Source organism: Pseudomonas sp. LAMO17WK12:I10, from assembly GCF_900215185.1.
Lineage (GTDB): Bacteria > Pseudomonadota > Gammaproteobacteria > Pseudomonadales > Pseudomonadaceae > Aquipseudomonas > Aquipseudomonas chlororaphis.
The window spans coordinates 18945-40483 of record NZ_OBDX01000036.1 but is presented as its reverse complement, the minus strand read 5'-3'; the positions used below and the strand labels follow the sequence as shown (position 1 = coordinate 40483).

Genomic DNA, 21539 nt, shown 5'->3' with positions numbered 1-21539 from the left:
CTAATATTTCAAGATGTTATATCAAACATGAAACAATTAGTATCAATACGACATCATTGATTGAGATTTATTTCATTCAGCTGTATGAGTCGCCCGTCAGAGCGCCTTGCGCTCCTGCGGTGGCAGGAAATCCCGATCAGCGTCGTAGTCTTTCGTCAGGTACATCGCCAGATCGCTCAGGTCCTTCGGGCTCAGGGTGCCCGCCGCCTGCTTGAGCTTGAGGGTGTCGATGATGTAGTCGTAGCGCGCGTTGTTGTACTCACGCACCGCGTTGTACAGCTGACGCTGGGCATTGAGCACATCCGCGGTGTTGCGCGAGCCCAGGTCCCGCCCTACCTGGTTGGCCTTGACCGAGGCCTGGCCGGAACGAATCGTCTGCCGCCGGGCAATGACCTGCTCGATATCGGAATTCACCGCGCGATAGAAATTGCGCGTGTTCTGCACCACTTCACGGCGACGGTCCTCGCGCTCGTCTTCACTCTGGGCCAGCCGCTCGGTCGCCTCGCGCACCTGCGAGCGGGTCATGCCGCCGGAGTACAACGGAATATTCAGCTCCAGGCCGATGCTGCTTTGCGTGACATTGCCCCGATAGCCATCGCGCCCGAAATCGGTGGGGTTGCTGTAGCCGAAGCTGTCGTTTTCACCTTTGCGCCAGGACGCCACCGCATCGACGGTCGGCGCATAACCGGCCTTGCGTTGGCGGTTGGTTTGTTCGGCGGCAATCACCGCGTAACTGCTGGCCTGCAACGCCAGGTTCTGGCGCACCGCGCGGCTGACCCATTCGTTGGCATCGTTGGGCACCGGCAGCTCCACCGGCAGCTGATGCTGAATGCCCTCGATCGTCGAATAGTCCTGGCGGGTCAGGCGGGACAAGGCCTCGAAGGCATCGTCGACCTTGCGCTCGGCGAGTTTGCGATTGGCCCCGGCGTTGTCATGGGCGGCCTGGGCGTCGAGCACATCGGTGATGCTCGAGGCACCATTTTCCAGGCGGGCCTGGGCCTGTTGCTGCTGGCGCTTGAGCGCCGCTTCCTCGGCCTTGGAGGCGGCGAGCAGGTCCAGGGCGCGCAAGGTTTCGAAATAGGCCTGGGCCGTGATCAGCACCAGCCCCTGCTCCTTCGCGCCCAATTCAAGCTCGGCCTGGGCGGTGCTGGCATGGGCGGCTTCCAGTTGAAACCAGCGATCGGCACGAAACAGCGGCTGGTTGAGATTGGCCTGGAATACCCTGGTGCTGCGCGTGCGGGTCAGGCCAGGCTCATCGCGCTCCAGACGCACCGACTCCACGGTGCTGCCGGCATTGAGTGTGGGGAGCAAACCGGCCCGGGCCTGGGGGATGCTTTCACGCTGGGCCTGGTACTCGTGGCGGGCCGCGGACAGCTGGGCGTCATGCTCGACGGCCTGGCGGTAAACCTGCAGCAGCTCGGCGCGCTGGGCACCGGGATCGGCGAAAGCCGGCATCGTCGCCATTGCCAGGATGAGCAACGGCGAGAAAAAACGGGGGGAGTGAGTCATAACAATCCATGTCGCATTCGGGTAAAACGGTTCAGCCAGGCTGATCAGGGCGCGCATCCTACGCCGTGACCTGGGCTGTCACAAGCAACAATTATGGCTACTAGCCATCATTTTCTCAGGAATCTGCTCAGATAAAACCGAATTACTCCCTGGCTTAGGCCTACAAAAAACCAGAATCGTCTTATTTATCGACCCACCATAAACCCCGCATGCTTCGCCCCCGCCAATCTGCACAGCACCTGAGCGCCACCTGCTTGTCCAGTCTCTGACAAAGCCCGTTGCCGGCTCAAACCTGCCCTGACCGCTGTCGCGCATGTCGCGCGCCACGCCACTCACCCACAGGACCCCAGCTGCCATGACTTTTACCCTCAACGGCCGCCACCTTTTATTGGATCAGTTGCCGCCGAACACCCCATTGCTGTATGCCCTGCGCAACGACTTCGGCCTCAATGGCCCCAAGTACGGCTGCGGCCTGGGCCAATGCGGCGCCTGCACGGTGCTGGTGGACGGCATCGCCGCCCGCTCCTGCACCCTGCCGCTGTCCAGCGTGCAAGGCAAACACGTCACCACCCTGGAAGGCCTGGCGCAGGAAGATCGCCCGCACCCGGTGCAACAGGCGTTCATCGATGAGCAGGCCGCGCAATGCGGCTACTGCAGCAACGGCATGATCATGACCCTGGTGGCGCTGTTCGAGCGCGAACCCGAGGCCGACGAGCAACGAATCAAGAACGAGCTGGCCTACAACCTCTGCCGCTGCGGCGCGCACTTCGAGATCCTGCAGGCCGCGGCACGAGCCCGCCAGCTGCTGGCAGAGCGGGGGCGCCCATGAACGACCTGCCGTTGACCCGTCGCCGCCTGCTCCAGGCCGGCGGCCTGATCATGATCAGCACCCTGCTGCCCAAACCCTTGCTGGCCACAGCCGAGATTCTTAACGCGGGCGCATTGCCAGCGGACCCGACGCCGGACCACGTCGACAGTTTTATCGCCCTGGACGCCGACGGCCACGTCACCGCGTTCTGCGGTCATGTCGATCTCGGCACCGGGGTACGCACCGCGCTGGCACAGATCGTCGCCGACGAACTGGATGTCGATTTCGAACAGGTGCGGATGATTCTCGGCGACACCGCCAGAACCCCGGACCAGGGCCCGACCATCGCCAGCGCGACCCTCCAGGTCAGCGCCCTGCCCCTGCGCCAGGCCGCCGCCCAGTTGCGCCAGTGGCTGCTGGAAGGCGCGGCGGAAATCCTCGACCAGCCGATTGCCGGGTTGCGGGTCGAGCGCGGACAGATCTACGTCAGCGCTCGCCCTACACGACACCTGAGCTACGCCGAACTGGCCCGCGGGCAGGACCTGCACCTGCCCCTGGACCCACGCGTCGAACTCAAGGCGGTCGGCGCCGGTCGTTATGTCGGCCAGTCCACCCCGCGTGTGGACATCCCGGCCAAGGTCACCGGCCAGCTGACCTATGTCCACGACCTGCGCCTGGACGGCATGCTCCACGGCCGCGTGGTACGCCCGCCCTACCCCGGCGCCGACGCCAGCGCGCCATTGGGCCACGCGCTGATCGCGGTGGACGCGGCGTCCATCGCGCACTTGCCGGGCATCGTCAAACTGGTGGTGATCGGTGACTTTGTCGGCATCGTCACCGAGCGCGAGGAGCAGGCCATCGACGCCATGCGCCAGCTCAAGGTCCAGTGGAAACCCTGGGACGCGCTGCCCGACCTGCGGCCGGACATCCTGCGTGAAACGCTCCTGGCCCACCCCAAGCAGGACCGCGTGCTGCGTGACGATCCCGGCATCGACAGCAGCCTGGGCAAGCTCAATAGCCCGCTCAATGTCGACTATGTCTGGCCCTATCACCTGCATGCCTCCATCGGCCCGTCCTGCGCGGTGGCGATGGTTGACGCCGAGCGCGCCGAGGTCTGGACCGGCAGCCAGAACCCCCATGACCTGCGCAAGGACATCGCCCTGTTGCTGGGACGCGCGCCGCAACAGGTACAGATCAACCGCATGGAGGCCTCGGGTTGCTACGGACGCAACTGCGCCGACGACGTGGCCGCCGATGCCGCCCTGCTCTCCCAGGCGGTCGGGCGCCCGGTGCGGGTGCAACTGATGCGCGAACAGGAAGCCGGCTGGGAACCCAAGGGCACCGCGCAACTGATGCAGGTCCGCGGTGGCCTCGACGGCAAACGCGAAGTGGCCGCCTACGAATTGAAAACCTGCTACCCCTCGAACAACGCCCGCACCCTGGCGCTGTTGCTCACCGGCACCGTCGCCAACCGTCCCGACATCCAGCAGATGGGCGACCGCACGGCGATCCCGCAATACCGCTTCCCACAGATGCGCATCGTCTGCCAGGACGCCGCGCCGATCGTCCGCGCCTCGTGGATGCGCGGGGTCTCCGCGCTGCCCAATGTCTTCGCTCATGAATCCTGGATCGACGAGCTGGCCTACATTGCCCAGGAGGACCCGATCGCCTTCCGCCTGCGCTACCTGGACGACCCGCGCGCCTTGGCGCTGATCGCGGCGCTGAAAAAACAGGCCGGCTGGCAGGACGGCAGCGCCCACCGCCACCCCGCGCCGGCCTCGCAGGAATGGGTCAAGGGCCGGGGTTTTGCCTATGCCCGTTATTTCCACAGCAAGTTCCCCGGCTTCGGCGCCGCCTGGGCCGCGTGGGTCTGCGACCTGAGCGTCAACCGGCGCACCGGGCAGATTCGCCTGGACAAGATCTTCGTCAGCCACGACTGCGGGCGCATGGTCAACCCGGCCGGCGTGCGTCACCAGGTGCACGGCAATATCGTCCAGTCGTGCAGCCGAGTGCTCAAGGAATACGTCAGCTTCGACCGCTCCGGCAGCACCTCCCTGGAATGGGGCGGCTATCCGATCCTGCGCTTCGACGAATTGCCCGAGGTGGATGTGCAACTGCTGGACCGCCCGGAAGAACCGTCCATGGGCGCCGGCGAATCGGCCTCGGTACCCAGCGCGGCGGCCATCGCCAACGCGATTTTCGACGCGGTCGGCGTGCGCCTGCGGCAAGTGCCCTTTACCCCGGAGCGGGTGTTGCAAGCCTTGCAGCGAGCCCCCGGCACTGACCGCCCTGGCCAGGAGGCCCGCCCATGAGCAAACTCAAGAGCATCGCCGGCTGGAGCCTGATCACCCTGAGCCTGGCCGCCACCGCGGGCGCCTTTCTCAGCTGGCAGCCGGCCATCGCGCCGCTGGACAATCACGACACCCAGTACTTCAGCCATGAGCAAGTCGCCAGGGGCGAGCAACTGGCGGCCGTGGGCGATTGCGCGGTCTGCCATACCGCGCCGGGCGGGGCACGCAACGCGGGCGGCCTGGCCATGCGCATCCCGTTCGGCACCCTGTACAGCACCAATATCACCCCCGATCCCGAGACGGGGATCGGCAGCTGGTCCTATCCGGCCTTCGAGCGCGCCATGCGCCACGGCATCGACCGCAGCGGGCGTTACCTGTACCCGGCGTTCCCCTACACCGCCTTCACCAAGACCCGCGACGAAGACCTCAAGGCGCTCTACGCCTACCTGATGAGCCAGCCGCCGGTCCGCCACCAGCCACCGCAGACCGACCTGCGTTTCCCCTTCAATATCCGCCCGGGCATCCTCGCCTGGAACTGGCTCTACCTCAGGCCCGGCGCCATGGCCGACGATCCCGGGCGCAGCGCCCAGTGGAACCGTGGCGCCTACCTGAGCGAGGGCCTGGGGCATTGCAGCGCCTGCCACTCGCCCCGCGACCCGCTGTTTGGCGAACGCGGCGGCCAGCGCCACCTGAGCGGCGGCGTTGCCGAAGACTGGAGCGCCCATGCCCTGGTCGGCGGCAATGCCCCGCTGGCCTGGACCGAACAGGACCTGCTGGACTTCCTGCGCCACGGCTACAGCCCGCGCCATGGCGTCGCCGCCGGCCCGATGGCGCCGGTGATCCACGAAGGCCTGGCGCAACTGCCGGAAACCGACCTGCGGGCCATCGCCCATTACCTGTCCAGCCTCCAGCCGGCCAGCACCCCGCAAGCCAGCGCCGCCACCCTGAACCACCAGGCCGAGCAACGCACCGAGCCCCTAGGCTCCCCCGGTGCCCGGCTGTTCTCGGGGGCCTGCATGGCCTGCCACGCCCAGGAAAAAGGCCCGACCCTGACCGGCGTGCGCCCTTCCCTGGCCCTCAACAGCAACCTCTACGCCGACAGCCCCGACAACGCGATCCGCGTGATCCTCGAAGGCATCGCCCAACCGGCCAACCCGGAACTGGGCTACATGCCCGCCTTCCGCCACAGCCTCGACGACCAGCAGATCGCCGACCTGCTGCGCTTCCTGCGCCAGGACCTGGCGGGCCAGGCGCCCTGGAAAGACGTGAAACAACGCGTCAGCCACATACGCGCCAGCCTGCCTCCGGGCTGACCCGCTCCCGGCCATGAAAAAGCCCCGCATGAGCGGGGCTTTTTTATCGTTTCTGTTTGGTGCTCAACCAGGTAAGTCATCCCGTCTTGAAGCCCGGCAAACCATGCGCCGCACGCCATGCTTTTACCTCGTTCAACACTGCCTCAGGACTGTCCTCGATGCCGTTTTGATCCGGGTAGTAAATGAGTCCATAACCCGCCGGATGCCCTGTGACCGTCTCAAAATGACTGGCCAGCGTACTCAAATACTTTTCGAGCTGAGCCCCTTCAAGGTCGTTGGTTTCACTGAAGAACTCATTGATCAACTGCAGGAACTCACTTTCGGTAAAGTCCTCAATTCGCTGCTTGTCCAAAAACATGGCAGTAACCGCCTATTTTCTTGAGTGAAGTTTGATGTGATTTCTGGGGGTGTTGACTCGAAGGTTGTCCGAATCATAAAGGCTGCCACCGTCAGTGAGCCGTTCAAGATGATGTATTTCAAACACCTTTCTTCCGCCAACAGCCTCGTCCGGCATGACAAATGGCGATGCCCCTCTCTTTAACGCCCGTCTGTTTGCCTTACTGAATTGACCCAATAGTTCAGGGTCTTTTCCAACAGCTGTCCAGAAAGCTTTTCTGAAGGAATCGAAACTCTTGAACTCCTGGCCTTTCAGGTGCTCTGCAATCCGAGTCGGAATCGGCACCCCTACCCCCGAATTCGCACCGATCAACCAAACACCCTGTATGTCCTCACCCTCACCGGAAGCGGTTCCGGAAGTCTTCCGGACATTCATCACAATATAGAGCGGCTGTACCCCTGAACCTGGCGGGAACACCAGAATGAAGTCCTGGTACTCCGGCGGATAGAGCGGACTGACGATGATAGTATCCGCCTGCTCGGTGGGGGGATAAATCCAGATAGGGGGCGCTTGCGGTGCAGCCTCTAACGGTGGGATACCCGAGGTGCTGGAAGGATCGACCGCCGGTGTCCAGATCAGGGTGACGCCATCGCCGAGGTCGGCCACCTGCTGCTGGTCCCGGATCTGAAACCGAACCACGGGGATCATTTCCCAATCGCGGCGTTTCTCGGTGTTGTAGCCATAGCCCTTGAGCGTGCCGTCGGCTTGCTCTTCGATATGCAGTCGAACCCGGGTCCGACCTGCATTGAGCGATTTGAGCTGTTCCTCCGTATACAGGGCGCTGTCGCCCAGGCTCGACGGTGCGAGCATGGCGATAACACCGAGCAGGCTTCCCGCGACCACGCCAGAAGTAACAGCACCGCCTCCAACAGCAGAGCGGCAAAGACCGCCACACGATACTCCAGCAGACGCCAGTGCATTTGCACCGAGCATGAAGCTGCCTGATGCCGCCGGGATGTTCCCGCTGATCTTCCTCAGACTGAGGTTTCCCGCCGCATCGGTTTCACGCCCACCCAACAACGCAAACTCGCCGTACTCCTTGACGGCCTCAGTGGGGATGAAGGAGCTGGCGTAGTTGATAACCCCGTCAGCCAGCTTGCAGGGTTTGGTAAAGGAGCATCCTGCAGTCGGCGGTTGGGTTTCTGCTTTCGCCGGCAGATCCTTGTACTCCGCCCAGCGCTGGGCCCCCAGATCGACCGGTTCGATCCCCTTGTTGCGATGGCCCTTCGGGCTATTGGCGACGTAGCCACTCATCCATGTTGCTCCCCATTCCCCAAGAAAACCTCACACCGGCTATGCCTGGTGCGAGGCCTCCTAACTTGGCGAATCGGGTGGCTCCTGGAAACTTGGAGAACTCTGAGATTGACGTTGACCGGTCTGAATGACCTGTAGTCCGGATTCCAGTCAGGGCCTGCGAACCAGCAGCAGTGATGGCGCCCGCTGCCTGTCGGCAAGCAGGCGTCCCTCCCCCGTTACTTGTGAAACGTCTGCCCCAACGCCTCCAACCGGATCGCGATCGGTGGCAGGCGCTGGCTGCTCAGGGCCAGGTTGCCCATGTCGTCGGCGGTGTTCTGGGCGATGGCCTGGACCGAGTGCAGGCGGCCGACGATGTCGAGGCTGGCGCTGGATTGTTCGCGGGTGGTGCTGACGATGCGGCCGTTGAGTTGGTCGATATGCGAAATATCGGCGCCGACGGCCTGGAACATCGCGGAGGCCTGGCGGCTGTCTTCGACGCAGCGCTGGGCGCCTTCGTGGCTGTCGTGCATGGCTTCGGCGGCCTCGCGGCTGCCCTGTTGCAGGGCTTCGATGATGGTCTTGATTTCCTGGGTGGACAGCGCGGTGCGCTGGGCCAGGTTGCGCACCTCATCGGCGACCACGGCAAAACCACGGCCCTGCTCGCCTGCGCGGGCGGCCTCGATGGCGGCGTTGAGGGCCAGCAGGTTGGTCTGGGCGGCGATGCTGCCGATCACCTCCAGCACGTTGCCGATCTGCTGCGCCTGCCCCGCCAGGCGTTGCACGGTTTCGTTGGTGCCGTTGATGCGTGACGCCAACTGGGTGATTTCCGCCTGGGCGCGATCGACGCTTTGCTGGCCGCGGCTGATTTGCGCGCTGGCCTGGCCGGCGCGCTCGACCGCCTGCTCGACATGCACGGCGATGTCGCCCATGGCATCGCCCATACGCTGCATGGAGCCGGTCATCTGGGTGATTTCCGTCAACTGGTGCTGGGCGCCCTGCTCCAGGGTCTGGCTGGTTTTCGCCAGGTCCTGGCCCAGTTCGCGCAGGCCATGGGTGTCGCGCACCACGCCATCCACCAGGGCGGTGATCTGCTGCATGAAGTGGTCGAAACGCTGGGCCAGCGACACATGCGCCTTGGCGCTTTCGCCCTGATGAACCTCGACGGTCAGCTGGGACGTGGCGGCGAGCATCTTGTCCAGCATGTCCTGGCTCTCCACCGCGTCGGCATGGCTGTGCACCGCCAGGTACAGCAGGATCACCGTCTCCACCACCACATAGAAGGCGTGCACCGCCACCATGCCGAAACCGCCGTGATGGGCCATGACGTAGACAGGAAAGCCCTGGTGCTGCAGCACATGGAACAGCACGTGATGCAGGGCGATGGTCACCGCCGCCAGCAGAATCGGCAGCCAGTCGCGATAGAAGGTCAGCACCGCCAACAGCACAAAAATGCCGAAGTGCGCTTCGATCAAACCCTTGGCCTGGTTGATGTGCAGCGCCGCCATGAACATGAAGCCGATGGCGATGCAGCAGCGTATCAGGCGCGTGCCGCTGATGGCGCGGTACAGCAGGCTCAGGACCAGGGTGGTGCCACCGCCCACCAGCAGCGCCTGGGTGAAGGTGTCGTGCCAGAACGCCAGGCCCAGCGCATAGGCGAACATCAGCCAGATCAGGCCCATCATGATGCGGTCGGCTTTGCGGTAATGCTCGAGAAAACGTGGGGGGAAAGCCATGCACTCTTACTCCATGTACGGGGCGGGAAGAAAAACGGCAGAGGGCAAAACAGGATGACCGCCTTCGGCGAGCGGTTCAGTCAGCAACGATAGTGGCAAATAGCCCAATTCGCCTTTCAACTATCGACCGGGCCAAGGCTTTCTTGACGCCGGGCCGCGGGGAGTCGGGCCGCGGGAGGGCAAAGTCGGGAGATTGGCGGGAATGCCATGAAGAATGAAATGGACGGAGGAAGAGCGACAGCGGTGAGACGGATCCCGCCGACGCGCCACCCCGCAGGGCGACGCGCAGCGGTCCGGTGGTGGTCAGAAGGTCACGCTGGCGCTCAGGCGCGCGGTGCGTGGCTCGCCGACGTTGACCTGCAGCTGGCTGCCGGTGGACGACGGGTAGTACTGCTTGTCGAACAGGTTGTCGACGTTGAACTGCAAACTGGTCTTGTAGCCGAACAGCGGCGACTCCCAGCGCACGAAGGCATCGGCCACGGTGTAGCTGCTGAGCCAGAAATCGTTGGCGTTGTTGGCCGCGCGCTCGCCGACATAACGGGCGCCGCCGCCCGCGTGCCAGGCGCCAAATTCTGCGGGCACGTTGAGGTGATGGCTCAGGTACAGGCTGGCGGTGTGCTTGGGGGCGTTGGCCAGGCGGTGACCTTCATTGCTCGGGTCGTCGAGGATCTCGGTGTGGTTATAGGCGTAGGTGCCGATCAGGTCCCAACGCTCGGCGATGCGCCCGGTGACGTCCAGCTCCACGCCCTGGGAGCCGACCTTGCCGGCGGCTTCCGAAAGGCTCACGCCATTGACCGTGGTGGTGGTCACCACGTTCTTCTTCTCGATGTCGTACAGCGCCAGGTTGATGTTCAGGCCCGGCAGCGGATCGTACTTGGCCCCCACCTCGTAGCTGCGGCCCTCTTCCGGATCGAAGGTCTTACCAGCGTCGTCAACATCGGTGTTGGGCTTGAACGAACGGCTGTAGTTGCCGTACAGCGACAGGCTGTCGGTGGCCTTGAACACCAGGCCGAGGAACGGCACGAAGGTGTCGCCGTTACTGTCGCGGTTGACCTTGTAGCTCTTGCCCAGGCCTTGGTCGCTGTACTGGTCGTAATGCTGCTGGCGACCGCCGAATACCAGGATCCACCGGTCGTCCAGGTGCCAGTTGTCCTTGAAGTACAGCGAGCTCGAGGTCAGCTGGTTGCGCAGGTTGCTCTGGGTGGCGCTGACCAGGCTCGGCTCGGCCAGGTTGCCGTAGACCGGCGCGGTGATATTGAAACCACCCTGGGCGGTGTTGCGGTAGGTCTTGCCGCGGTACTGGTCGGAGTGCTCGCTGTCGACGCCCACCAGCAGGTCATGGCGCTGGCCGAACAGCTCCTGCTGGCCGATGAAATCCCAGCTGGCGTAGCGGGTTTCGTCGTCGTAGTGGGCGCCGTTGGCGGCCCGGCGCAGGGTGTTGCCGGTCAGGCTGCTGGGCTGGGCGATCGACAGGCTGTAGCGGTCGTTGTTCCAGCCGTAGGTGACGCGGGTTTTCCAGGCGTCGCTCAGCTGGTACTCGAAGCGCGCGCTGGCCACTTCGCGAATGCCCACGCTTTTCGCCCAGCGTTCGTCCAGGCGCTTGTCGTAGTCGATGTCCGCCGGGTGCCCGTTGGTGAACACGGTGCCGCGGTCGAAGGGGCTGGAGTAGTCGTTGTATTCGTAGTTCAGGGTCAGGCTGGCGCGCTCGCCGGTCCAGGTCAGCGACGGCGCCACCAGGGTGTGCTCGTTGACTCCGTAATTGCGCCAGTAGTCCTCATGGCCACGCTCGGCGATCAGGCGGTAGGCCAGGCCGGTATCGCCCAGCGGCCCGGTGGTGTCCAGGGCCATGCTGCCGCCGCCCTCGCTGTAGGCCGAGCCGCTGAGGGTGGTGCTCTGGGAATACTGCGGCTGCTTGCTGATGATGTTCACCAGGCCGCCGGGTTCCAGGGCACCGTAGAGCATCGACGCCGGGCCCTTGAGCACTTCGACCCGCTCGGTGGTGGCGCTGAAGTTCTGCCCCAGGTTGGAACGCACGCCATCGCGCAGGATCGAGCCGTCGTCGTTGGTGCCGAAACCGCGCTTGACCAGCGAGTCCCGGGAACCGCCCAGGGTGTTGCCCTGGCTGACGCCGCTGACGAACTTCATCGCGTCGCTCAGCGAGTGCACCTGATAGTCGGCCAGGGTCTGCTGGGTCACCACGTTGATCGACTGTGCCTCGTCCTTGATCGGCACATTGCTTTTGCTCGCCGTGCTGGCTTGCGAGGTGGTGTAGCCGGTGTCCTGGCTGAGGCGATCGGCCTGGATATCGGTGGCCGGCAGTTCGACCGCCTCCTGCGCCCACAGCGGGCTGGCGACCAGACAGCAGGACAGTGTCGGCAACAGGCGTTTGATCAGGGTGTTACGGCGGGCACGCGGACAGGATGACTTCAAGGTGTGCACTCAAGGAAGGGAGGACATGAATAGCAATGATTATCATTGTAATCAGCGCCCGATTCTCAGTAAATCCCCTTCCTCACGGCAGTTGGCGCTTTTTTAATCCTTCTCCCGAGCAATGGCGGGACTGATGGCCGGTCGATCTGTTACTGCGCCACGGCCTGGGTCAGGTGATCGATCAGGGCCCGCGCCGCCGCCGACAGCTGGCGGTGCGGCGGGTAGATCACCGAGAAAGGCCGCGAACGGCCGCCCGCCTGCGGCAGCACTTCCACCAGGCGGCCGCTGGCGATCCGCTCGCGGACGATGAACTCGTAGGTCTGGCAAATGCCCATGCCGTGTTCGGCCAGGGACACGATGCCCAGCACATCGTCGGCCACCTGGATATTCGCCTGGGGCGTCCACTCCAGGTCCCGCCCCTGCTCGCGCAGCAGCCAGGCACCGACCCGGCCGCTGCTGGGCATGATGAACGGCAGGCAGGCATGGGCCGCCAGGTCCTCCAGGCGCCGTGGCGTGCCGGCGCGGCGCAGGTAGTCGGGAGAGGCCACCAGGCACAGCGGCGCGTCCTCCAGCTTGCGCCCGACCAGGCCGCTGTCGGGCAGAGGCCCGAGGCGGATCGCCAGGTCGTAACCTTCGGCCACCAGGTCGACATTGCGGTTGCTGATGCTCAGCTCGATGCGCACCTGCGGGTAGTGCCGGGCAAAGCCGCCGAGCAGCGCCGGCAACCGGTAATGGCCATAGGTGGTCGGCACGCTCAGGCGCACCCGCCCGTTCAGCTCGCCGTCCTGGCCCTGGATGCTGCGCTCCGCGCCGTCGATCAGCTCGAACGCCGCCCGCGACTGTTCCAGGTACAACAGGCCGGCTTCGGTCAGGCTCAGGCGCCTGGTGGTACGCCGTAGCAACTGCACGCCCAGGCGCGCCTCCAGCCGGGAAATCGCCCGGCTGACCACTGAAGGCGTGGTGCCCAAGGCCACCGCGCCGGCGCTCAACGAGCCCTTTTCCACCACGCTGACGAACACCTCGACGTCAGCCAGATAATCGAATCGACGGCTCACCTTTATCTCCAGGGAACAAGTGATTTCCAGTGGCGCGAGTTTATCGCTCGCGGAGGCATGAATACAGTGAATCACCCGTCGGCCACCGCCGACTCCCTGACCTCATACTTTGGAAACCGCCATGCGCCCACTCAGCACCCTCGCTCTTGCCATGAGCATCACCGCCGCCACCTTCAACGCCCAGGCCGGAAACGTCCTGGTGGTGCTCTCGGACGCCGACCACCTCGACCTCAAGGACGGCAAGGTGTTTGCCACCGGCTTCTACCTCAACGAACTGATGCAGCCGGTCAAACAACTGCTCGACGCCGGCCACTCGGTGACCTTCGCCACCCCGCAGGGCAAGGCGCCAACCCTGGACCGCTCCTCCACCGACAAGATGTATTTCAACAACGATGTCGCCGCACTGCAGGCGCACCAGGCGCTGCTCGACCAGTTGAAAATCACCTCCCCCGGCGAATCGCCGGTAATCAGCCTGGCCCGGGTCGAGCAGATCGGCTACGAGCATTTCGATGCGCTGTACGTGCCCGGCGGCCACGCGCCGATGCAGGACCTGCTGCACAGCCCCGAGCTGGGCCGGCTGCTGAGCAATTTCCATCAGAACAACAAGACCACCGCCCTGGTCTGCCACGGCCCGATCGCCCTGCTGTCGACCCTGCCCCAGGCGCAGGACTTCACCCGGCAGCTGGCCAGCGGCGGCAAGGCCAGCGCCCCGGGCTGGATCTACGCCGGCTACCAGTTCACGGTGATCAGCAACCAGGAAGAGGAATTGGCCAAGGGCCTGCTGGGCGGCGGCGCCATGCGCTTCTACCCGCAAACCGCCCTGGAACAGGCCGGCGGCCTGTACCGCAGCAACCGCTCGCCATGGAGCGAGAACGTGGTGATCGACCGCGAGCTGGTGACCGGGCAGAACCCGGGCTCGGCCCAGGGCGTGGCCAAGGTGTTGCTGGAACGCTTGCAGGCACGCGCCGGCAAAGGCGCGTAAAGGCGCGTAAAGGCCGGTGGATCCGACGAGCTGGCATACCGCCAGCCGTCTGCCAGCGCGCTGGTTGTCTACGCTCAAATGGCTAGCCCGAAAGGAATCCCGTACTCGCCAGGAGGTGCCCATGAGCAAGACGCCAGATGCCGTTGCCACTGCCCGCCGAAGCAACATGGCCAAAGCCCTGCAACGCTGGAACCAGCAGGCCGGGGCTCGCAGCGAATCGCAGTCGCGCATCCGCGAACTGGGCCCGGGCGCCGGCGACTCACCGCAACAACTGGCCAAGTGGATCGCCCGCGAGAACGCCCGCGCCCTGTTGACCCGGGCCGGGCTGGAACGGCGGATCGGCACCTGGGACCCAACCTTCTACGCCCCCAGCGAGACCGCCCGCCAGGCGGCAAGGCCGGTGGCGCGGCTGGTCAATGCGCCACGCCCGGGCACGGTGGTCGAGGGTTTCGCCACCGGTTTCCTGGTCTCGCCCAGCCTGTTGCTGACCAACCAGCATGTGTTCCCCCGGTATGTGGATGCCGTGGACTGCGCCGCCAACTTTCTCTACGAAAGGCAGGAGCGCGGCATCAACGAAGGCACCTACTTCAACCTGCAGCCGGATCTATTCTACTTCGCCGACGAGGCGCTGGACTTCTGCCTGGTGGCCATCTCCACGCAGGGCTCACGCGGCGAGGCGCTGTCGGACTACGGCTGCATCCGCCTGATCGAAGCCACCGGCAAGACCCTGCGTGGCCGGCCGATGAACATCATCCAGCACCCCGATGGCGGCCCGCGCCAGTACGCCACCACCCACAACCGGCTGCTGGACATTCTCGACCAGGGTTTTTTGCACTACGAAACCGACACCGCCGAAGGCGCTTCCGGCTCCCCGGTGTTCAGCGACAACTGGGAGCTGATCGCCCTGCATCACTGCGGCATCCCCAGGACCGACGAAGCCGGCAACATTCTCAAGACCGACCACAGTATCTGGAATGCCGAAGGGGACGAGGAAAGCACGGTGGACTGGGTGGCCAACGAGGGCACCCGGGTCAGCAGCATCGTCGGCGCGCTCAAGGCCCTGCAACTGGGCGGCAGGCCGGCCGAGCTGCTGGCCCAGCTCATGGAGCAGACCGCCGACCCGCTGGCTACGCTCAGCGTCAACGAAGCGCTGCCTGTTACGCCGCCCCGCCCAGGCCTGCCCGAGAGGTCGCAGAACATCTTTCATATCTCCGGCCCCACCACCATCAACATCCTCAGTCACGCCGCGGACAGCCCAACGAGCGTCGCGCCCACCCTCGGCGCGGCGCCTGCCGAGCCGGTGCCGGCCGAACCGGCTCCAACGGTCGAGGCCCTGGAAAAGACCCTGACCTTCGACCTCGACTACGAGGCCCGTCCCGGCTACGATCCGGATTTTCTCGGGGTGCCGGTGCCGCCGCCCTTCGTCGAAGGCGACCTGTTGGCCCAGCTCTACCGCGTCGGCGACTACCGCGAACATGCAGTCGTGGCGCGCAATGTGCCGGCCATGAGGCTCTCCAACCTGGACGACGACGCCCCGCTGGAACTGCCCTATCACCGCTATTCGCTGGTGATGAACAAGCAGTACCGCATGCCGATGTGGACGGCCTCCAATGCCGACTACCGGCCCGAGGTCCGCGGCGATGCGCGGGGCCGCCGCGGCTTCGGCGGCGAAAGCTGGCGCCTCGACCGCCGGGTGCCGAGCCGCTACCAGCTGACCAACAGCGACATCTACGCGCCGGCCGGCAACTTCGATCGCGGCCATATCGTGCGCCGCGAAGACAACTGCTGGGGCCAGCCGGGGATCGACACCGAGTACGCCAACGCCGACACCTACCACTGGACCAACTGCACACCGCAGCACGAGCTGTTCAACCAGGAATCGCCCGACGGCGCCCTGTACCGCAATCGCAAAGGCATCTGGGGTTACTTCGAGGGCGAGCTGGCCGAACAGATCGAAGCCGGGGGCGGCCAGGCCATCATCTTCGCCGGCCCGGTGCTGGGGGATTCCTGCGTCGAGCAGGACTTCGGCAAGGGCCCGGTGTATTACCCGACCCGTTTCTGGAAAATCGTCATCGTGCCCAAGGACGAATCGCGCACCCCGGAACTGTTGGCCTATGGCTTCCTGTTCGATCAGAGCGAGGTGATCAAGGAGTTCGGCCTTAACGTCCAGGAGGCCGCCCTGGACCTGGCCAAGGCCTTCCACAAACAGCAGGCGACGCTGGCGGACATCTGCCAGATGGCGGGCATTTCCCTGGCCCCCTCGATCATGGCCGCCGACCAGCACAAGCCGGGCTGAGCGTGCGGCTCAAGGGCTGAGCGACCGAGCGGCCTCAGCCCTGCCCCAGGCGCTCGCGAACCAGGGCCTGGGCGTTGCGGGTCATCTGGTCGAGGTGGCGGTCACGCTGTTTTTCGGCATCGAGCATCGCCCGCTTGCCATGCTTTTGCAGCAGGTAGCTGTGAATCTGCCGCACCTCCAGCGAACGATAGATCGGCGCCGTGTCCAGCAGGCCCATCAAGCCGTCGGTGGGGTGATCGCGGGTGTTCATCAGCACCTGCGGGCCGCGCACGCCCAGCACCTGGAAGCCCAGCGCTTCGAACCAGGCCACCTTGCCCACCGCGCAGGTCAGTTCGGCATGGGGGTAGCGCTCGCGCATCCGCGCCAGCAGCGCCCGCGCGATCCCCTGCCGGCGATGGCTGGCACGCACCGCCATATAGGCCACGCCGCACGCCTCGGGATCGTCCTTGACCGGCAGGTACAGCACAAAACCCAGCACCTGCTGCGGGTCGTCCTCGTCAGTGGCCACCAGCAGTTCCACGGCGATGCCCCGGGCGCCGTCCAGGGCCTGCAGATACAGATGCACCTCAAAGCCGATGGCGTACTGGTAGATGTTGTACAGCAGGTTGCTGGGCGGGATCGCCACGGCGCTGATGTCGGTCAGGTAGTCGACCACCATTTGCAGGATCTGGCTGTTGACGGCTTCCGGACACGGGGTCTGGAAGTGGCTGATGATGGGCATTGCGCGGTGGGCTCCAAAGGTTGCGGCACGCCTGGGACAGCAGGCGTCGGCGGCGGGCCGGCATGATACTCCGCCCGCGTATTTGACGCAGTTCCTGTAGGCGCGAGCTTGCGCCTACAGATGGCCTGGGCAAACCGGGCTAACGGGCGCTGTCGCCTCGCGGCTTGTAGAACAGGAACTTGCCGGTCTCGGCGGTCTTGCGGTATTGCCTGGCCCAACCGGGCCGCACGCGCCGGTCATGGAAATACAGGGCGCCATGGGTGCGGTCCGCGAGCTGCTGGTTGAGCGCCTTGCGCGCGATTTCCTTGGCCGCGATATAGGGCTCATCTTCCTTCACCTGATCCGCACGCCCGTCGCACCACCAGGAAAACTGACAGGCATGTTGCTCCGAACCCTGCTTGACCACCGCGCACACCGTATCGGGAAACCCCTCATGGCCGAGCCGGTTGAGCACCACGCTGGCCACAGCTTCCATGTCGGCGGCGGTCCCGCCCTTGGCTTCCCAGTAGATGGACCGCGCCAGGCAGGTGATGGCATCGTCCAGCGGCGCGGCGCCCGCCGGGTCCACCGCCTGGGCCTCGGGAGGGGTAATGGTTTCGCTGCGTGGCGCTGGCTGCTGGTCCGCGGCTTTCTGTTCCAGGACCTGGGCCTTGTCCTGCGCCACTTCGGGGTCCGCTGTTTCACCCGCGGCCATCGCCAGCCCCCCGCACAGGAGGATCAGAAAACCGCCGGCAATCGCTGTCGGACGCATGCTCGCACCTTCGCCAAAAGCCCGATCCGGGCACGGGAAAGCCGCCACCCGCCTGCCGGCTGCGGCGACTGGACTTGAGTGTAGTTCGCCGCCGTCCGCCCGTAACCGGCGCCACGCCGGCAACGGCAAGGACGGATAACGGCGCCGGTTTTCGGCAAAAAGACCTTGCGCCGAGCGGGGCAAAATCGCGCATCATGGGCGCAATTCGCTCAAGGGAGATCTCCATGCGCTGCCTATCCTCCGTTCTGCCGCTGACCCTGCTGTCGCTGAGCATGGCGTTCGCCACCGCCGCCGTGGCGAGCGACGAGACGCAACTGGTGACATCGATCAACAGCTACCGCAGCCAGGTCCAGCGCTGCGCCGGCCAGGTGTCCCAGGAACTGCCGCCGCTGGCCGCCGACCCGCGCCTGGTGCTGCCGGCCAACAGCATCGGCAACCTGCAGCAGGCCCTGGCCAGCAGTGCCTACCCGATGGTCAATGTCCAGGCCATCAGCCTGTCCGGACCGCGCAATGCCCAGGCGGCCATGAAGGCGGTGCAGGAAAGTTTCTGCCAGGTGGTGCTGGACCCGCAGTTCGTCGATATCGGTGTCAGCCGCACTGGCCAGGAATGGCGCATCGTCCTCGCCCGGCCGCTGCTGACCGCGCGCCTCGGCGACTGGCAGGCCGAGGGCCAGAAACTCCTGGAAACCCTCAACAGCGCCCGCGCGCAACCGCGCCAGTGCGGCAACCAGATCTTCGCCGCCGCCACCCCGCTGGCCTGGAACGCCACCCTGGCCAGCGCGGCCCAGGACCATACCCGGGACATGGCCAATCACAACTTCTTCGACCATAAGGACCGCGACGGTCGCACCCCCGGCGACCGCGCCGAACTGGCGGGTTATACCGGCCAACAGATCGGCGAGAACATCGCCGCCGGCCAGGACAGCGTGCGCAAGGTGGTCGATGGCTGGCTGGCCAGCCCGGGCCATTGCGCCAACCTGATGAACCCGCAGTATCGCGAGCTGGGCGCGTCCTATGCGGTCGATCCGAAAAGCGATGCCGGCATCTACTGGACCGCGATGTTCGGCACGCCTTGACGGCCTGACCGACCTTGCCCCAGGGCGCCATCAGCGGCGCCCTGCCCCCTCATCGGCCAACCCCGCGACGCCCCCGCCGGGGAACTAAACTGACTCATCTACCAACCGGCAATCGCTTGCTCCGGGCGCCCCCGGAACCCGCGCGCAGCCTCGCCTGCCGCCACGGGTTCGACGCCCAGGCCCGATGGCCAGCCTCACCTGCCTGAACGGTAGGCACGCACCCGTCCCCCGCGGAAGGCGTACGTGCATCAGCTCTTCAGAACACGGGCCGGCCCTGCCAGGCCCACTCATTCGGCAGCACCGGGACATGGCCTCCCCGCGCACGCCGCGTATCTCCATCCGGCCACTGCCGGGCCGTCGGCGGCAGTGACCCTCACAGCGGAGGACAAGGCCATGGACGAAGCCAAGCTCAACGATTTTATGGGCAAACTAGTGTCAGACATGGGCGGCGCGGCGATGCTCGCCAATATGATTCTCGGCGAAGAACTGGGCCTGTACCGGGCCATGGCCGACAGTCGCTTGGTCAGCCCCGAGGCGCTGGCCGCCAAGACCGGCTGCAACGCACGGCTGCTGCGCGAATGGCTGAGCGCCCATGCCGCGTCCGGCTACATGGAACACCAGGGCGGCCAGTTCCGCCTGCCGGAAGAACAGGCCCAGGCACTGGCCATCGAGGATTCGCCGGTGTACGTGGCCGGTGGCGCCGTAGTGGTCTCCGCGCTGTTCCACGACAAGGACAAACTGCTGGCGGCGATGCGCGGCGACGGCGCCCTGGCCTGGGGCGATCATCACCCCTGCATGTTCAGCGGCACCGAGCGCTTCTTCCGCCCCGGCTATCGGGCGCACCTGGTGGCCGAGTGGCTGCCGGCCCTGGACGGCGTGGTGGAAAAACTGCAGGCCGGGGCCAAGGTGGCGGATGTCGGCTGCGGGCATGGCGCCTCGACAGTGATCATGGCCCAGGCCTATCCCGCCTCGCAGTTTTTCGGCTTCGACTACCACCAGCCCTCAGTCACTACTGCGACGCAACGGGCCGAGGAAGCCGGGGTGACCGGCCGCGTGCAGTTCTCCCAGGCCAGCGCCAAGACCTACCCCGGCAACGACTACGACCTGATCTGCTTCTTCGACTGCCTGCACGACATGGGCGACCCGGTGGGCGCCGCGCAACATGCCTTCCAGGCGCTGAAAGACGACGGCAGCGTGCTGCTGGTCGAGCCGTTCGCCAACGATCAACTGGACCAGAACATCACCCCGGTCGGCCGGCTGTTCTATGCCGCCTCGACCTTTATCTGCACGCCCAACTCGCTGTCCCAGGAAGTCGGCCTGGGGCTCGGTGCCCAGGCCGGCGAAGCGCGCCTGCGCCAGGTCTTCAGCGAAGCCGGCTTCAGCCAGTTCCGCCGGGCCGCAGAGACGCCGTTCAACCTGATTCTCGAGGCACGTAAATAAAGGAGGATCGTGCGAGTAACAGGGTCATGCCGGCGTAGTGCCCTGGAAACGCAAAACGGCACCCGGGAAACCCCGGATGCCGTGCTTTTGTACAGCTATGGATAACGCCTTACGCCGCCGGCAGATCCACCAGCACCACCGCCTGTTGCCCTACGCACAACAGCCGCCCGCCATGATGGGCCACGTACTCCCGGGCTTCGTCCGGCGACGAGAACCAGCAGTTGAGATGACCCGCCTGGCGGTAGACCAGTTCAAAATGCTGCAACTGCTCGGGCGCCAGTTCGTCGAGGACCTGGCGGTAGGTCTCCCAATGGGCAAAACCGGCCTCACTGGCCAGGGTGCGCAACAGGTGTTTGCGCTGCACCTTGTCTCGCTGTCGATACAACTCGGGCAACGACAAGCCAGGCAAACTGTTGCTCGCCAGCAAGCGCCGCAGGATCGGCAAGGCGCTGGCCAGCGAACCGCTGGTTGCAGTGCGATGCAAGCGCTTGGCTTCGCGCAGTACCAGGCTGGCGGCCTGACTGGCGGGTGAACGGGGAACGGATTTGTTGATAGGCATACCAACTCCAAGAGAATCGGCCTGCTCGCTATTGGCCCGGAGGGGGTATGCAAGCGTAGTGCTTGCGGGAATTGAAGGTGCTTGCGCTTTCGCGAGGTGGGCGCCCAGGAAGCCCGGTCGCCATACTAACCAATCCATCCCGGGCTGCCCATCCCCGCTTCAGGTCTTCCAGCCCTGCTGTTTCTCCAGCAGGAAATCGAGCATCCGCAAGCCCTGCGCCGAGCCTTATACTGTCGCCCTTCCAGACCCGGAGCAGACCACCTGGACGTCGTTCTCGAATGCCCGCTCACCGAACAGATCCTTGCCTCTTTCCCCACGGTGATCGGCCAGGACCTGCCCGGCTAGCGCAATCATATATACCGCGTGCTGAGCTTCTACACCGCGCTCAATCCGCAGGACCGGCCGCTGTCCTGCGCGGTGCAGATCGCCGCGGCCTTTCATGACCTGGGTATCTGGACCCACGGCACCCTCGACTACCTGGCGCCGTCGAGGATGCTGGCGCGGGCTTCGGCACGGCAGTTGCTGCGTACGCCGCTGCGGCCACTGCCGATGTTTCGCTGGTGACGCCTCAGGCATTGAGCAGCATGGTGAATCCGCCATAAATCATGCGCTGGCCATCGAACGGCATCGGGCAGACATCGGGCTTGAGCCGCGGGTCTTCCATGGCTTTTTGCATGCCCGCGTCGCGGATTTCACGGGACGGCCAGATGATCCAGCTGAACACCACCGTCTCGTCCGCCTTGAGCTTGACCGCCATGGGGAACGAGGTCAGCTTGCCCTCGGGCACGTCGTCGCCCCAGCAATCGACCACGCTCAAGGCGCCGAACTCCTTGAACACCTTCGCCGCGACCTGCGCATGCTGCTTGAAGGCCTCGCGGTTGGCGGTGGGTACCGCCAGTACACAACCATCGACATAAGACATGATCCTGCTCCTGCTGATTG

General features: G+C 65.1%; 18 protein-coding genes. 8 read left to right on the top strand and 10 right to left on the bottom strand.

Going from position 1 to position 21539, the window contains the following annotated elements; genetic code table 11:
• Nucleotides 1–96: 96 nt before the first annotated feature.
• Complete coding sequence (locus CRO75_RS28420) at nt 97–1509, bottom strand: TolC family outer membrane protein (protein ID WP_097139697.1); 1413 nt, start codon at nt 1507–1509, stop codon at nt 97–99.
• A 355-nt stretch (nt 1510–1864) separates the two neighbouring features.
• Here CRO75_RS28420 and CRO75_RS28415 point away from each other — a divergent pair, with 355 nt between their 5' ends.
• Genes CRO75_RS28415 through CRO75_RS28405 form a run of 3 tightly spaced genes read left to right on the top strand, consistent with a single transcriptional unit; the run spans nt 1865 to nt 5921 of the window.
• Nucleotides 1865–2338 carry a (2Fe-2S)-binding protein gene (locus CRO75_RS28415; RefSeq protein WP_097139695.1) on the top strand — a complete coding sequence of 158 codons (474 nt, stop codon included), beginning with the start codon at nt 1865–1867 and terminating at the stop codon, nt 2336–2338.
• Nucleotides 2335–4629, top strand: a complete 2295-nt coding sequence (locus CRO75_RS28410; protein ID WP_097139693.1) for a molybdopterin cofactor-binding domain-containing protein — start codon at nt 2335–2337, stop codon at nt 4627–4629. Before CRO75_RS28415 ends, CRO75_RS28410 begins: the two co-directional genes overlap by 4 nt.
• Complete coding sequence (locus tag CRO75_RS28405) at nt 4626–5921, top strand: cytochrome c (protein ID WP_097139691.1); 1296 nt, start codon at nt 4626–4628, stop codon at nt 5919–5921. The genes CRO75_RS28410 and CRO75_RS28405 overlap by 4 nt, the downstream gene beginning before the upstream one ends.
• A 76-nt stretch (nt 5922–5997) precedes the next feature.
• Here CRO75_RS28405 and CRO75_RS28400 read toward each other — a convergent pair whose 3' ends face one another.
• The 5 genes from CRO75_RS28400 to CRO75_RS28380 all read right to left on the bottom strand — a co-directional run bounded on the left by CRO75_RS28400 (nt 5998) and on the right by CRO75_RS28380 (nt 12772).
• A complete protein-coding gene (locus CRO75_RS28400; RefSeq protein WP_097139689.1) occupies nt 5998–6279 on the bottom strand; it encodes a bacteriocin immunity protein in 282 nt (93 codons plus the stop codon).
• A 12-nt stretch (nt 6280–6291) separates the two neighbouring features.
• Nucleotides 6292–7572: an S-type pyocin domain-containing protein gene (locus CRO75_RS28395; RefSeq protein ID WP_097139687.1), complete on the bottom strand. Its 1281-nt coding sequence runs from the start codon at nt 7570–7572 to the stop codon at nt 6292–6294.
• 218 nt (nt 7573–7790) lie between these two features.
• Nucleotides 7791–9287: a methyl-accepting chemotaxis protein gene (locus CRO75_RS33565; RefSeq protein WP_097139685.1), complete on the bottom strand. Its 1497-nt coding sequence runs from the start codon at nt 9285–9287 to the stop codon at nt 7791–7793.
• A gap of 303 nt (nt 9288–9590) precedes the next feature.
• The gene (locus CRO75_RS28385; RefSeq protein ID WP_097139683.1) at nt 9591–11717 is read right to left on the bottom strand and encodes a TonB-dependent siderophore receptor; all 2127 of its coding nucleotides are present in this window, start codon (nt 11715–11717) and stop codon (nt 9591–9593) included.
• Nucleotides 11718–11866: 149 nt separating this feature from the next.
• Nucleotides 11867–12772, bottom strand: a complete 906-nt coding sequence (locus tag CRO75_RS28380) for a LysR family transcriptional regulator (RefSeq protein ID WP_097139681.1) — start codon at nt 12770–12772, stop codon at nt 11867–11869.
• A gap of 121 nt (nt 12773–12893) precedes the next feature.
• Here CRO75_RS28380 and CRO75_RS28375 point away from each other — a divergent pair, with 121 nt between their 5' ends.
• Nucleotides 12894–13754, top strand: a complete 861-nt coding sequence (locus CRO75_RS28375; protein WP_097139679.1) for a type 1 glutamine amidotransferase domain-containing protein — start codon at nt 12894–12896, stop codon at nt 13752–13754.
• Between the two features lie 121 nt (nt 13755–13875).
• A complete protein-coding gene (locus tag CRO75_RS28370; protein WP_097139677.1) occupies nt 13876–16050 on the top strand; it encodes a DNA/RNA non-specific endonuclease in 2175 nt (724 codons plus the stop codon).
• Between the two features lie 34 nt (nt 16051–16084).
• Here the strand turns inward: CRO75_RS28370 and CRO75_RS28365 are convergent, their stop codons facing one another.
• The gene (locus CRO75_RS28365; protein WP_097139675.1) at nt 16085–16771 is read right to left on the bottom strand and encodes a GNAT family N-acetyltransferase; all 687 of its coding nucleotides are present in this window, start codon (nt 16769–16771) and stop codon (nt 16085–16087) included.
• A 139-nt stretch (nt 16772–16910) separates the two neighbouring features.
• Nucleotides 16911–17522 carry a cell wall hydrolase gene (locus CRO75_RS28360; protein ID WP_097139674.1) on the bottom strand — a complete coding sequence of 204 codons (612 nt, stop codon included), beginning with the start codon at nt 17520–17522 and terminating at the stop codon, nt 16911–16913.
• A gap of 224 nt (nt 17523–17746) precedes the next feature.
• On the opposite strand from CRO75_RS28360, the gene CRO75_RS28355 reads away from it, so the two are divergent.
• Complete coding sequence (locus CRO75_RS28355) at nt 17747–18598, top strand: CAP domain-containing protein (protein WP_097139672.1); 852 nt, start codon at nt 17747–17749, stop codon at nt 18596–18598.
• 393 nt (nt 18599–18991) lie between these two features.
• Complete coding sequence (locus CRO75_RS28350) at nt 18992–20038, top strand: class I SAM-dependent methyltransferase (RefSeq protein WP_097139670.1); 1047 nt, start codon at nt 18992–18994, stop codon at nt 20036–20038.
• A 109-nt stretch (nt 20039–20147) separates the two neighbouring features.
• Here CRO75_RS28350 and CRO75_RS28345 read toward each other — a convergent pair whose 3' ends face one another.
• Nucleotides 20148–20597 carry a hypothetical protein gene (locus tag CRO75_RS28345; RefSeq protein WP_097139668.1) on the bottom strand — a complete coding sequence of 150 codons (450 nt, stop codon included), beginning with the start codon at nt 20595–20597 and terminating at the stop codon, nt 20148–20150.
• Between the two features lie 363 nt (nt 20598–20960).
• Here CRO75_RS28345 and CRO75_RS28340 point away from each other — a divergent pair, with 363 nt between their 5' ends.
• A complete protein-coding gene (locus CRO75_RS28340) occupies nt 20961–21161 on the top strand; it encodes a hypothetical protein (protein WP_239990656.1) in 201 nt (66 codons plus the stop codon).
• Nucleotides 21162–21165: 4 nt separating this feature from the next.
• Here the strand turns inward: CRO75_RS28340 and CRO75_RS28335 are convergent, their stop codons facing one another.
• Nucleotides 21166–21519, bottom strand: a complete 354-nt coding sequence (locus tag CRO75_RS28335) for a DUF1428 domain-containing protein (RefSeq protein WP_085533968.1) — start codon at nt 21517–21519, stop codon at nt 21166–21168.
• Between the last annotated feature and the right edge of the window lie 20 nt (nt 21520–21539).

What these genes read in the sequence shown, in the direction of transcription:
- CRO75_RS28420 (WP_097139697.1), bottom strand. Translation starts at nt 1,509, where the DNA reads ATGACTCACTCCCCCCGTTTTTTCTCGCCGTTGCTCATCCTGGCAATG.
- CRO75_RS28415 (WP_097139695.1), top strand. Translation starts at nt 1,865, where the DNA reads ATGACTTTTACCCTCAACGGCCGCCACCTTTTATTGGATCAGTTGCCG.
- CRO75_RS28410 (WP_097139693.1), top strand. Translation starts at nt 2,335, where the DNA reads ATGAACGACCTGCCGTTGACCCGTCGCCGCCTGCTCCAGGCCGGCGGC.
- CRO75_RS28405 (WP_097139691.1), top strand. Translation starts at nt 4,626, where the DNA reads ATGAGCAAACTCAAGAGCATCGCCGGCTGGAGCCTGATCACCCTGAGC.
- CRO75_RS28400 (WP_097139689.1), bottom strand. Translation starts at nt 6,279, where the DNA reads ATGTTTTTGGACAAGCAGCGAATTGAGGACTTTACCGAAAGTGAGTTC.
- CRO75_RS28395 (WP_097139687.1), bottom strand. Translation starts at nt 7,572, where the DNA reads ATGAGTGGCTACGTCGCCAATAGCCCGAAGGGCCATCGCAACAAGGGG.
- CRO75_RS33565 (WP_097139685.1), bottom strand. Translation starts at nt 9,287, where the DNA reads ATGGCTTTCCCCCCACGTTTTCTCGAGCATTACCGCAAAGCCGACCGC.
- CRO75_RS28375 (WP_097139679.1), top strand. Translation starts at nt 12,894, where the DNA reads ATGCGCCCACTCAGCACCCTCGCTCTTGCCATGAGCATCACCGCCGCC.
- CRO75_RS28370 (WP_097139677.1), top strand. Translation starts at nt 13,876, where the DNA reads ATGAGCAAGACGCCAGATGCCGTTGCCACTGCCCGCCGAAGCAACATG.
- CRO75_RS28365 (WP_097139675.1), bottom strand. Translation starts at nt 16,771, where the DNA reads ATGCCCATCATCAGCCACTTCCAGACCCCGTGTCCGGAAGCCGTCAAC.
- CRO75_RS28360 (WP_097139674.1), bottom strand. Translation starts at nt 17,522, where the DNA reads ATGCGTCCGACAGCGATTGCCGGCGGTTTTCTGATCCTCCTGTGCGGG.
- CRO75_RS28355 (WP_097139672.1), top strand. Translation starts at nt 17,747, where the DNA reads ATGCGCTGCCTATCCTCCGTTCTGCCGCTGACCCTGCTGTCGCTGAGC.
- CRO75_RS28350 (WP_097139670.1), top strand. Translation starts at nt 18,992, where the DNA reads ATGGACGAAGCCAAGCTCAACGATTTTATGGGCAAACTAGTGTCAGAC.
- CRO75_RS28345 (WP_097139668.1), bottom strand. Translation starts at nt 20,597, where the DNA reads ATGCCTATCAACAAATCCGTTCCCCGTTCACCCGCCAGTCAGGCCGCC.
- CRO75_RS28335 (WP_085533968.1), bottom strand. Translation starts at nt 21,519, where the DNA reads ATGTCTTATGTCGATGGTTGTGTACTGGCGGTACCCACCGCCAACCGC.